General features: G+C 37.4%; 13 protein-coding genes. 12 read left to right on the top strand and 1 reads right to left on the bottom strand.

Annotated elements, in window-relative coordinates; genetic code table 11:
* Window positions 1-89: 89 nt before the first annotated feature.
* The 9 genes from tsaB (at window position 90) to HMPREF2963_RS02670 (ending at window position 7702) form a co-directional block, all read left to right on the top strand.
* Window positions 90-773 (top strand): tRNA (adenosine(37)-N6)-threonylcarbamoyltransferase complex dimerization subunit type 1 TsaB, encoded by a 684-nt coding sequence (gene tsaB, locus HMPREF2963_RS02710; protein WP_037596492.1) that lies wholly within the window; start codon window positions 90-92, stop codon window positions 771-773.
* On the top strand, window positions 770-1213 hold the full coding sequence (gene rimI, locus HMPREF2963_RS02705) for a ribosomal protein S18-alanine N-acetyltransferase (RefSeq protein WP_003070965.1): 444 nt from the start codon (window positions 770-772) through the stop codon (window positions 1211-1213). The genes tsaB and rimI overlap by 4 nt, the downstream gene beginning before the upstream one ends.
* Window positions 1203-2216, top strand: a complete 1014-nt coding sequence (gene tsaD / locus HMPREF2963_RS02700) for a tRNA (adenosine(37)-N6)-threonylcarbamoyltransferase complex transferase subunit TsaD (protein WP_006269960.1) — start codon at window positions 1203-1205, stop codon at window positions 2214-2216. The genes rimI and tsaD overlap by 11 nt, the downstream gene beginning before the upstream one ends.
* A gap of 2 nt (window positions 2217-2218) precedes the next feature.
* Entirely contained in the window at window positions 2219-2914 is a 696-nt protein-coding gene (locus HMPREF2963_RS02695) for an AzlC family ABC transporter permease (protein ID WP_070668500.1), read from the top strand.
* On the top strand, window positions 2904-3230 hold the full coding sequence (locus tag HMPREF2963_RS02690; protein ID WP_070668497.1) for an AzlD domain-containing protein: 327 nt from the start codon (window positions 2904-2906) through the stop codon (window positions 3228-3230). Before HMPREF2963_RS02695 ends, HMPREF2963_RS02690 begins: the two co-directional genes overlap by 11 nt.
* A gap of 17 nt (window positions 3231-3247) precedes the next feature.
* A complete protein-coding gene (locus HMPREF2963_RS02685) occupies window positions 3248-4159 on the top strand; it encodes a helix-turn-helix domain-containing protein (RefSeq protein WP_070668495.1) in 912 nt (303 codons plus the stop codon).
* A gap of 373 nt (window positions 4160-4532) precedes the next feature.
* A complete protein-coding gene (locus HMPREF2963_RS02680) occupies window positions 4533-5759 on the top strand; it encodes an MFS transporter (RefSeq protein WP_070668733.1) in 1227 nt (408 codons plus the stop codon).
* Window positions 5760-6194: 435 nt separating this feature from the next.
* Entirely contained in the window at window positions 6195-6866 is a 672-nt protein-coding gene (locus tag HMPREF2963_RS02675) for a CPBP family intramembrane glutamic endopeptidase (RefSeq protein WP_070668492.1), read from the top strand.
* Between the two features lie 95 nt (window positions 6867-6961).
* Complete coding sequence (locus HMPREF2963_RS02670) at window positions 6962-7702, top strand: MerR family transcriptional regulator (RefSeq protein WP_006269961.1); 741 nt, start codon at window positions 6962-6964, stop codon at window positions 7700-7702.
* 150 nt (window positions 7703-7852) lie between these two features.
* On the opposite strand, the gene HMPREF2963_RS02665 is transcribed toward HMPREF2963_RS02670, so the two are convergent.
* A complete protein-coding gene (locus tag HMPREF2963_RS02665) occupies window positions 7853-9028 on the bottom strand; it encodes an aminoacetone oxidase (RefSeq protein ID WP_070668489.1) in 1176 nt (391 codons plus the stop codon).
* Between the two features lie 156 nt (window positions 9029-9184).
* On the opposite strand from HMPREF2963_RS02665, the gene HMPREF2963_RS02660 reads away from it, so the two are divergent.
* From HMPREF2963_RS02660 to HMPREF2963_RS02650, 3 genes are read left to right on the top strand one after another with little or no spacing between them, the layout of a single operon-like run.
* Window positions 9185-9679 (top strand): DUF536 domain-containing protein, encoded by a 495-nt coding sequence (locus HMPREF2963_RS02660; RefSeq protein ID WP_003029403.1) that lies wholly within the window; start codon window positions 9185-9187, stop codon window positions 9677-9679.
* A gap of 48 nt (window positions 9680-9727) precedes the next feature.
* Window positions 9728-10546, top strand: a complete 819-nt coding sequence (locus HMPREF2963_RS02655; protein WP_070668731.1) for a hypothetical protein — start codon at window positions 9728-9730, stop codon at window positions 10544-10546.
* The gene (locus HMPREF2963_RS02650) at window positions 10543-12297 is read left to right on the top strand and encodes a glycerophosphoryl diester phosphodiesterase membrane domain-containing protein (RefSeq protein ID WP_070668485.1); all 1755 of its coding nucleotides are present in this window, start codon (window positions 10543-10545) and stop codon (window positions 12295-12297) included. The genes HMPREF2963_RS02655 and HMPREF2963_RS02650 overlap by 4 nt, the downstream gene beginning before the upstream one ends.
* Window positions 12298-12342: the final 45 nt, after the last annotated feature.

Raw genomic sequence — 12342 nt, 5'->3', positions numbered from 1 at the left:
AAGGTCTTATTTTTTTGGAAATCATATTGAGGAAATCCGTATTTTTTGTAGTATAATAGAAACTAGATTATCACGAAGGAAATATAAAAATGAAAATTTTAGCTTTTGATAGCTCTAGTAAAGCATTGGCAATTGCGATTTTAGAGGATGAACAGTTGCTTGCTGAGATGACAATAAATATTAAAAAAAATCATAGCATTACATTGATGCCAGCAATTGATTTTCTCATGGAAAGTTTGGATTTAAAACCAACGGACTTAGAACGCATTGTGGTTGCAGAAGGTCCGGGTAGTTATACGGGTTTGCGGATTGCTGTAGCAACAGCTAAAACTCTGGCTCATACCCTTAAGATTGGCTTGGTTGGAGTTTCTAGCTTACGGATTCTGGTACCAGAAAGTATTGATGGCTTGGTTATTCCTCTCATGGATGCTAGACGCAACAATGTTTATGCTGGTTTTTATAAAAATGGTAGGATCGTTCAGCCAGAAGCTCATTTATCTTTTGAAGAGGTCTTAGAAAAAGCCAAGCCTGATTCTCAAGTAACCTTTGTAGGAGAAGTGGAAAATTTTGCGGAGCAGATTCAAGCAGTTTTGCCAGAAGCTTTTATCAAAACAACTCTGCCAAACGCTGCACTCCTTGCTAAAATCGGTCTGCAATTACCAGCTCGCTCTGTTCATGACTTTGTGCCAAACTACCTCAAGCGAGTGGAAGCGGAGGAAAATTGGTTGAAAAACCATGAAGAAACGAAAGATTCTTACATCAAACGCTTATGATTGAGATTAAAAAAGATGAAAAAAAGCAGACCGTTGATTTGACAGAGCGGATTTATCAGGTATTGAAAGACGTGTATGCAGTCAGTCCGTGGAGTGTGGAACAAATAGAGAAAGATTTACAACATCCTTTGTCGAGCTATATTTTAGCTCTAGAGGGTCAAAATTTAATTGGTTTTCTGGCTTTTCAGGAGTCAGATTTTGAAGCGGAAGTTTTGCAAATTGCGGTTAAGAAGGCTTATCAAGGTAAGAAAATCGCGACCGCTTTGTTTGAACATCTGCCCATTAACAAAGAGATTTTCCTCGAAGTGAGGGAGTCCAACAAGCCAGCTCTGCTATTCTACAAAAAAGAAAGATTTGAAGAAATTGCGCGGCGGAAGGCCTATTACCATGCGCCAGTGGAAGACGCGATCGTCATGAAAAGGGAGAACTATGGAAGATAGATATATTTTAGCTTTTGAAACGTCTTGCGATGAGACCAGCGTGGCGGTTCTAAAGAATGAGACTGAGCTTTTGAGCAATGTCATTGCCAGCCAGATTGAGAGTCATAAGCGTTTCGGCGGCGTGGTACCGGAAGTGGCCAGTCGCCACCATGTGGAAACTATCACGGCTTGCATTGAGGAAGCCTTGGCAGAAGCAGGCATTATCGAGCAAGATGTGACAGCCGTAGCTGTGACCTATGGACCTGGTTTGGTGGGGGCTCTTTTGGTTGGATTAGCGGCTGCCAAGTCCTTTGCTTGGGCACATCATTTACCACTTATTCCTGTCAATCACATGGCGGGACATCTAATGGCTGCTCAGAATGTCGAGAACTTAGAATATCCTCTTTTAGCACTACTAGTCAGCGGAGGGCATACAGAGTTGGTTTATGTTAGCGAAGCCGGTGATTATCAGATTGTAGGGGAAACACGTGATGACGCGGTCGGAGAAGCCTATGATAAAGTTGGTCGTGTGATGGGTTTGACTTATCCAGCAGGGCGTGAGATAGATGAATTGGCCCATAAAGGACGGGATATTTATGATTTTCCGCGGGCTATGATCAAGGAAGACAATCTAGAATTTTCATTTTCTGGTCTCAAATCAGCCTTTATTAATCTACATCATAATGCCAAGCAAAAAGGTGAGTTTCTTTCCAAGGAAGATCTGGCAGCTAGTTTTCAAGCTGCTGTTTTAGATATTCTCATGGCAAAGACAAAGAAGGCTTTGGATAAATATCCTGTCAAGACCTTGGTGGTTGCGGGTGGTGTTGCAGCTAATCAAGGCTTACGTGAACGTTTAGCAGCTGAAATAACAGATATTAAAGTTATCATACCGCCTTTGCGTCTCTGTGGGGACAATGCAGGAATGATTGCTTATGCCAGTGTCAGTGAGTGGAACAACGCCAATCTTGCAACATTAAATCTGAATGCCAAGCCAAGTCTGGCGTTTGAGACAATGGAAGAATAAGAATGATAGGAAAAAATTTTAAGGCTGGTGTTAAGGCAGCTGTGCCAACAGCTCTGGGTTATATTAGTATTGGCTTAGCCTGTGGCATTATTGGTGCTTCTTATGTCACTCCTCTTGAAATGGCACTGATGAGTATTCTTGTCTATGCAGGAAGTGCTCAGTTTGCTATGCTAGCGCTTCTCGCTATCCATGCACCGGTGACAGCTATTCTTCTGACAGTCTTTTTAATCAATTTGCGTCTATTTTTGCTGGGACTTCATACATCTACTTTTTTTCGACATGCAAGTCTATGGCAAAATATCGGTATCGGAATCCTTTTGACAGATGAAACATACGGCGTTTTACTAAGTGAGCACGTTCATACAAAGGATATTTCGCTTCAATGGATGTATGGAAATAATATAACAAGCTACCTTGCTTGGATGATAGGAACGGTGTTCGGAACGACATTAGGAAGTCTTTTGCCAAATCCAGAAGTGTTTGGATTAGACTTTGCCCTAGTTGCCATGTTTATTGGCATTTTTTCTTCCCAATTTTTAGTGATGTTACATAAAACAAAACTTCAAAAACTAATCGTAATTTTGGCTGTAGTAGCTTTATCATTTTATGCGTTAAGTATGCTTGTGTCTTCGTCTTTAGCTGTTTTAATGTCGACCTTATTAGGCTGTGCTGTGGGGGTAATGCTAGATAATAAATAATTATATTTTTGTCGCTATTCTTTTCTCAGCCCTGGTGACATGGTTATCACGGATTACTCCATTTATATTGGTGAAATATCGTGGTTTGCCTAAGATTGTAGAACGGTTTTTACAGTATTTACCAATTTCTATTATTTTTGCCTTGATTTTATCCAGCATTGTAAATGGGAAGATAGGGCAGCTGCCGACCTTCAAATGGCTAGATTTAATAGCTGTTTTTCCAACAATTTATATTGCTTTTCGCTATCGTAACTTAGTGGTGACCGTGATTTTTGGTGTGATATTGGTAGCTGGTCTGCGATTTATGTTTTTATGATGTGATGGAGAACCTTTATGATTGATAAAATGGAACTAGGTGAATTTTATAGAGAATTACGGATAGCAAGAGGTGTGAAGCAAAATGAAGTTGCGTGTGAAGGACTGACAGCCTCACAGCTTTCTAAGTTTGAGTTAGGGCAATCTATGCTGTCGGCAGATAAATTATTTCTTGCCATTGAAGGAATCAATATGACATTTGCAGAGTTTGCATATAAACTCAATAGTTATCAAGAATCTCAACATGTTCAATTGGGACATCAAGTTGTTGATTTATTTGTTCATCAGGATAAAGACGGCTTGGAGGATCTGCTTCACAAAGTTCAAGAAAAAGTATCCTCTCAACAATATATCCGTCTGAATAAAATTGTGATTCAAAATGCCTTGCACTCCTTGGATTCTAGTTATATTTTAAAAGAAGAAGATAAGCAATTTATAACAGCTTATCTTTTTGCCATTGATTCATGGACTTGGTTTGAGCTCTATCTTTTCTGTAATGCTATGCCCTTTTTGGAGAATCAAGATTTAATTTTTCTTTCAACAAGTTTGATGGAGAAATCTAAGGAATTTAAAGAGTTAGTCTATAATCAAATTTACATGAAAAGTTGTTTCTTAAATGTCATTTCAGAAATGATGGAACGTGAACTCTATCAATACATCAGCATTTTTGAAAGTGAGCTAGAAAAGTTGCTGACACCCTACGATGTCTTTGAAAAATTACTTTTGCAATTTTTAAGAAAAATCAATATCTATCTTCAGACAGGAGGAGAAAATCAAAAAGAGATTGAAGATTTCATTCAATCTCTGAAAGTACTGGATAATCCGCAGTTAATAGCATTATTAACTTTGAAATTACAGCAATATGAAAAATTATTAAAAACAGAAGATAACAGGACAGAAAATAATAATATCCATGATAATAGTGAATAGAATGGCGATAAATTTGCGTTTGCTCATTTGGGATCTCCTTTTTAAAAAGTAGTATACTCTAAAAATTCAGAAAATTGCAAGAATCGCAAATTAGAAAGTCTACAGGATAAAAATGTCAAATATGCGATTTTAAAGAACTGGAGAAATTTAATGGTATACTAACAGATAAACCATTAAATGATAATAAAGAGTTGCAAGAAAAAATCAAAAGAATATTCATAACACGTTCTTATCGAGATAAACATCATTTATTAGTTTTTCAAAGTGAGGATAATCGTCGAGATGTTTTTGACTTTGGAATTGGGACATTAGGAATTTATTGGACATTATTGGGGAATAAATTCCCGTTTGAAATACACTTGGAGGGATGAAATTGAATATTTTTCTTTCAAATCGAAACTTTAGGCAACTTTCAATAAATGAATGGATTTCTACATTTGGTGATACAGTTTTTTACTTAGCGTTTATCAATTATGTATCTTCTTATGCTTTTGCACCTCTTGCGATTCTTATGATTACAACATCTGAAACATTGCCGCAAATTATGCAGATATTCACAGGAGTTGTAGCGGATTTTCAAAAGAATCGGATTGGAAAGTACTCTGTTTTGATGTTTGTTAAGTTTGTCCTGTACGCAACTGTAGCATTGATACTGGTCGGGACAAAATTTTCACTTGTTTCTGTTTTTCTTATTTGCCTCATCAATTTTGTATCGGATACGATTGGTTATTTTTCAAGTGCTATGATAACGCCTATTTATGTAAAAATTATTAACAATGATATGACATCTGCGTTAGGTTTTAAGCAAGCGACAGCAAATTTAGTTCGTGTCTTTGGTAATCTAAGCGGAGGCGCCTTGATTGGTTTTATCAATATTGGGATGTTTGCTGGTATGAACGCCTTAACTTTTTTATTTGCGTTTTTTGGTATCTTATTGATTAGAACAAATCTTGTTCGTTTTGAAGAACAGATTGAAATTACGCAGGCTTTAGATAGCAAAAATTTTTGGAAACATTTGCTGGATTCTTTAAAGATTTTAGGAAGTCTTGGAAATATTATTAGACTGATTGGGATTTTATCCATCAACCAAGCTGTCATAAATGTAACGATTCCTGTGACGACGCTTTTGTTAATAAAGTATCCTTTCGCTGACTTAGAAACTGGTCAATCCATAGCTATCTTAACAACAGTTGAATTGATTGGTATAGTGTGCGGTAATTTCCTAAGTGGCAATGTGATGAAAAAAATGTCAACAAAAACAAGTGTTTATCTTAGCCAAGTGATGGAATTCGTGATTTTAGTCGGATTTTTGAACAATAATTTTCTAGTTGTCTTACTTGCTGCTTTTGGCAATACATTTTCAATTGGGATACTAAGCCCTCGTCTTCAACAATCTGTTTTTAGATTAGTACCGGAGCAATCAATGGGTGCTGTACAGTCTGGGATTAGTATGCTCAGTATTGTTTTACCAGGAATTTTATCTATAGTACTTGTTGGGATAGCAAGTAGTCTGGGGATAGTATATGTTGCTGTATCATTAGGAGTTCTATTATTTTTAGGAATGTTTTTAGTTTATTCAATAAAGAATATTGCTGAATAGAAATTAAAGTGAGGCATCATTTAGACAATCTGTGACTTTCATCTATCAAATAAACATTCTGCTTTAGAAATGATTTGCAATCAATTACTAAAGTAGAATTTTTTTGGTAAAAATACCATTCAGGACAAAATAACTACCATTCAGGATTTTGATGAATTTTTTTGATGGAGATTTGATAGAATAAAGGAGATACAAAATTAAATACAACCTTTCAATTGTTAGAAGAACAAAATTTAGCACAAATAACGGGCGGAAATCTAGCAAAAATCACTCCTGGCGGTGGTCCGGGTGCCCCTTATGGAACTCCCGGCATCTATATGGGATAGGGAAATTCTGGTGGTAACGGTGCTTGGGGCTGGGTTGGTCAGCTAGCACCTGCTTTTTCAAAGAAAAGACCATAATGTGATGTTATAAAAGATAGAGGGAGGATGCTCTATGTGGAAGAAGACAATAGGATATTATGTATGCATAGGCTGTATTTGCCTATCTTATTATTCTGGTTTAGGGCTTCTGTTTCATTTAGACTTCGTTAGAAGTTTATCAGATGCTTGGTATTATTTTTGGCTAGCAATTGCTACAGCTTGCCATGTGGCTTTATTGACTTTTGTCATTTATAAACATAAAGAAAAATTGATTATCGTTAAACCGCAATTCAAATGGTCTTATCTAGGTTATAGTGTAGCAGGTTTCGTTATGAATTTGCTGTGGAATGCATTGGCAACACCGATCCTTCCGCATGGACAAAATCAAAATGCCATCAATGAAGTTTTGCAATCAATAAGAGGTGCTGCTTTATTTTGGGGGATGTGGATTATTCTGGGTATTCTGGCCCCCATTTGGGAAGAATTGATTTATCGAGGTGTTGTCATGACAGCTTTAAAGAAATTTCAAAGCTTCCATTTGGATTTAATCGTTTCTGCTAGTCTATTTAGTATGGGTCATATCGTGCAGTTTGGCTGGTCAACGACAGATTTTATTTTATATTTTGTTCCCGGGCTCATTTTAGGTTGGGTCTTTAGGAAAACAAATGGGATCTACTATAGCATGGCGACTCATGTTGCCTGGAATAGCTTTCTTGCTCTCTTATATACTCTTTCACAAAGATAGTTTCTCCCAGCTATCTTTTTTTGATAAATATTTTAAAAATGTGTTGACTATGACCTTAGGTCAGGGTGTATAATCATCATTGTAAGGAGGAAATCATGTATCAAATCAAAGAAGCTGCGCAGCTTTCTGGTATTTCTGTTAAAACGTTGCATCACTACGATAAAATTGGACTGTTGATTCCGCAAAAGTCTGAAAACGGGTATCGCGTTTATAGTGAGTCAGATTTGGAGCGGTTGCAAATTATTTTATTTTACAAATATCTTGGATTTTCTTTAAAGGAAATAGCAGAGCTGCTAAGTCAGCAAGAGCAGGAATTATTGCCTCACTTGAACAAACAATTGCAGTTTTTGCAGCAGGAAAGGAAACATTTAGATACCTTGATTTCTACCTTACAAAAGACAATTCAAGCGCAAAAAGGAGAAAGAAAAATGACAACACAAGAAAAATTTGTTGGATTTACCTATCAAGATCATCAAAACTATCGCGACCAAGCTGTCGAAAAATATGGGCAAGCTGTTATAGATGAAGCGGCAAGCAGACAAGCAGGTCAAGAGGAGCAAGCAACGGAAGCCTTTAATCAAGTATTCCGAAATTTGGCAGAAAATCTACAAGTAGGTTTGAAAGTAGATGCAGCAGAAAATCAAGTGCAAGCAGCTAATCTTTTACAGGCTATCCGAACTTATGGTTTTGATTGCTCGTTGGAAGTTTTTGCTTCTATCGGAAAAGGCTATGTGGCAAATCTTGAGTTTAAAGAGAATATTGATAAATTTGGTTCAGGTACAGCTCAGTACGCTGCAGAAGTGATTGCGGCTTATGTTCGAACCAATGCGGAATAAATAGGCTAGGAATTTCCTAGCCTATTTTGTTCTACTTCAAGTCTATCCAATCTGGAAACTCACCAAGAACAGCGTTGACAAATTCTACATTTTCGAGTCGATTCATTTTATGATTCCTTTTGTTTGCGCTGAATAGTAAAATATGAGCAATCACTCATAATGCACCCTCCCTGCCACCCAGCCGGTACAAAGAGCTACGGTGATGTTAAAACCGCCAGTATGAGCATTGATATCTAACACTTCACCAGCAAAATGTAGACCAGGTACGAGCTTACTTTCTAAGGTTTTTGGATTGATTTCTTTGAGACTGACTCCGCCTTTTGTGACAAAGGACTTAGCAAGGGACATTTTACCAGTCACGGAGATTTTGAGAGCCTTGATGGACCGGATGAGTTGATTACGTTCTTTATCCGTTAGCTGTTTGACTTTTTCAGGAAAGCCTTGAACAAAAAATTCAGCCAAGCGTTCAGGGAGTGAGGCTTTCAAGGCATTCTTCAAGGATTTTTCCCGATTTTCTTCTAAAAAGTCTGCCAAATCCTGTTTACTCATCTGTGGCAGAAGATCTAGATAGATGGTTTCGCCGCCTTTGACAAAGCTAGACAAGCGCAGAGCTGCCGGACCGGATAGGCCAAAGTGGGTAAAGAGCAAGTCGTGAGTGATGACATGTTTATCGTAGCTGAGAGTGACGTCTTGAAGGGAAATTCCTTGTAAATCCTTGTGTGGGAAGTCAGTCAAAAGCGGGCTTTCAGCAGCTTCTAGCTCGGTAATCGTATGTTTGAAATGGCGAGCAATCTCATAGCCAAAGCCGGTAGAGCCAGTTGAAGGATAGGACTTGCCACCTGTTGTGACAATTAAGCGGTCGCAGCTCCACATGCATTTACTTGATTTGATGATAAAGCAATCTTCATTTTTCTTTACGGAAACCACTTCTGTCTGTGTTTTAATTGTAGCACCTAGCTCTTTCATTTTTTGTTCTAAGGCTTCAATAATCGTCCGAGACTTGTCTGTAGCTGGAAAAACACGACCGTGGTCTTCGACCTTGAGTTTGACACCATTCTCTGTAAAAAAGTTGATGATATCATAATTGTCAAATTGAGAGAAAACGCTGAAGAGGAAGCGACTATTGCCAGGAATGCCAGCCATGAGGTCATCCAAGTTACCGTTATTAGTCACATTGCAGCGACCGCCACCTGTTCCAGCTAGTTTTTTACCTAATTTTTTGTTTTTTTCAAGGAGCAGGGTTTTCTGTCCATAGAAAGAACTGGAAATGGCAGCCATCATACCGGCCGGACCACCTCCGATAACGATTGTATCAAAGTGTTTCATAGTATCTCTTTCTGTAGATAAATCTGTAAGGAATCTTTAAATTTCATTGTATCATAAATGCGGCGAAATTCCCTAAAATCCAGAGCAAATTTGACAGTTAAGCCTTGATATGATAAGATTTAGGTATCTATATCTAGAAATGTTTCAGAGGAAATTATGGCAATTGAAAAAACAGTCAGCGAGTTAGCCGAAATTTTAGGAATTAGCCGTCAGGCAATGAATAATCGAGTTAAAACTCTTGCACCCGAAGATACTGACAAAAATGAAAAAGGGGTCACTGTTGTAACGCGTAGCGGTTTGATAAAACTGGAGGAAATCTACAAAAAGACGATTTTTGAAGATGAACCAGTCAGCGAGGACGTGAAACAGCGTGAACTCATGGAAATTTTAGTAGATGAGAAAAATGCTGAAATCGTGCGCTTGTATGATCAGCTAAAAGCAAAAGATGTTCAATTGGCTAAAAAAGATGAGCAGTTGCGTGTGAAAGATGTTCAAATCGCTGAAAAGGATAAGCAATTAGATCAACAGCAACAACTGACTGCAAAGGCCATGAATGAACGTGAAACGTTGCTATTAGAATTAGACGAAGCTAAGGAAAAAGTACAAGCACAAGAACAAAAAGGCTTCTTTGCAAGATTATTTGGAAGATAATGAGAATCTCGGTTGAAGAAACTGGGATTTTTTTATAGAATGAAAAGTATGGTAAAAGAAGAACTAGCAAACAATATCAATATCCTTGGCTCTTTTTGTGGAAAACGCGATTTGCCAGAATTAACACAGTTAGCGTTGAAAAAGAAATATCACTTGAAACAAGTTGATGTCATGGTTCTGTTTGGCGGAAGTATTTTGGCAGGTGGAGACGTTTTGGCGCAGGCTATGTTAGAGGGGATAGCAAAGACTTATATTATTGTCGGTGGGGCAGGACATACGACGGAGACTCTTCGGCAAGTGGTCGCAAAGGAATATCCGAAAATAGAAACCCAAACTTTTTCGGAGGCAGAAATTTTTAATGCTTATTTGAAAGAAAGGTATAATTTAACGGCTGATTACTTGGAATCTCACTCGACTAATTGTGGGAACAACATCACTTATTTGTTGGATTTGCTGAAAAGAGAGAAGATTGATTTTCATTCTATCATTCTTAGTCAAGATGCGACAATGCAGGCGCGTATGGAAGCGGGAATCAGGAACTATCTTTCTCCAGATACATGTATCATCAATTTTGCTACTTATCAGGCTGATGTAACCGTAAAGAATCAGAAGCTTGAATTTAAACAGTCTATTTACGGTATGTGGGAAATAGAGCATTATATCAGTCTGTTGATGGGAGAAATTCATCGTTTGTCAGATGATGAATCGGGCTATGGACCAAGGGGAAGAGGCTATATTTCGCACGTAGAAATTCCTATAGAGGTTAGAACTGCTTTTGAAACATTAAAGAAAAGTTATGGAGATTTGATTCGCATAGCAAATCCTCTCTATGCTTCTACTGATGAGATAGTTAAAGGAGAACGATGAAACAACGTTTAGACTTTCATAAGCTGTATTACAACCTTGATAAAATTTTATTTTTATTTTTTATCATTTTTATGGCAATGGAGTATCTCTGGTTACCTTTTAATTCCTGGGCTGCAGATTCTTTGCTAAGGCTGACAGGTTATCAATTTTTATCGTACAATAATGTCTTAGCGGTACTATCCAGCAATCTGCTGCTAACTCTAGCATTTATTGTATTATTTCTAGTGAATCTGCTAGTCGCTTATTTTCAGGTTGGTTTGCTCTTTTTAGGTGCTCATAATTTGCTGACTCAGCAGGGAAATACACTTTTTGCATTCACTAAAAAAACAGTCTCTGATGGTTTTTCACTTTTAAAACAAGTTCGTCCCAGCAAAGTTGCATTTATTTTATTGTACATTGGTTTGCTTTTTCCGTTCATTCGGAAAATCTTGAAAATTTATTATTTAAATAAAATTTTAATTCCGAATTTTATCGTGTCTTATTTACGAGATACTTACTTTTTAGCTGGAATTGGACTTGCTTTACTAGTATTGCTGATGCTGTTGATTGCTGTCCGTTTGATGTTTGCGTTGCCAAAAATTCTGATTGAAAATGTCTCTGTCAGAGAAGCGGTTCGATTTAGTTTGGAAAAAACACATAAGCGTTTGCTGTTCTATTCTTGGCACTTATTTTGGATTGTTACCAAGAGTTTTCTACTCTTTTTCGCTATAACGATTCCATTATTGTGCCTTCAAACTTATACGGACGGTCAGTCCAATCAAACTGCGCTTATAACCGGAGTTGTCAATTATGTGCTGATGAAAACGACTCACTATTTGATGTTGACCTATTTTTTAGTTAAATTTGTAGCTTTTTTGACAGAGAAAAGACTTTGTCACAGTGCACGCAGGAAGTTAGATCGACTCTATCGTTGGGTTGTTATGTCGATTGCTTTTTTAGCATTTGCAGCTGAGGGTTATAGCTATCTTCAGATTCCGTTGAGCAACAATCCTGCTGTGATTTCGCATCGTGGTGTTTCACAGGCAAACGGTGTCCAAAATACGATTCAATCGTTAGAGAAGACAGCCTTATTAAAGCCAGACTATATTGAAATGGACGTTCAAGAAACAAAGGATGGACAATTTGTCATGATGCATGATGCGAATTTATCTGCCTTGACTGGAGTTAACGCGAAGCCACAAGATTTGACGTTGACAGAATTAACAGCTTTGGATGTTACTGAAAATGGCTATCGTACAAAGATTTCGAGTTTTGATGCTTATTTAAAACGTGCTAATGAATTGGGTCAACGCTTGCTGATTGAAATAAAAACCAGTAAGAAAGATTCACCTGATATGATGGATCGCTTTCTGAATAAATATGGGAACACCATTAAACAATATGGCCACCAAATGCATTCACTGGATTATAAAGTCATCAATAAAGTAGTTGAATATGATACCAGCATTCCAACTTTTTTCATTCTTCCTTACAATACCATTTTCCCACGCACTAAGGCAAGTGGCTATACAATGGAGTACTCCACACTTGATGATAATTTTATTTTCAAGCTGTGGCAAACGGACAAGAAACTGTATGATTGGACGGTCAATGATGAAAATGCTATTTCAAAATCGTTGCGTTTAGGTGTAGATGGCATTATCACTGATGATGTGCAGTTAGTACAAACAGCTATTAAAGAATTGCAAAATAATCCTAAATACACCGACTTGCTAATCAATCAAGCTTTTGACTTTTTTAATTTTACATAAGACAAGCCCCTCTTAGTAATGAACTAGGAGGGGTTGGTTTTTTAG

This window comes from Streptococcus sp. HMSC067A03, assembly GCF_001814295.1.
Classification (GTDB): Bacteria; Bacillota; Bacilli; order Lactobacillales; family Streptococcaceae; genus Streptococcus; species Streptococcus constellatus.
Note: the sequence above shows the minus strand (reverse complement) of the source record. Positions and strands in the feature narration are given on the sequence as shown.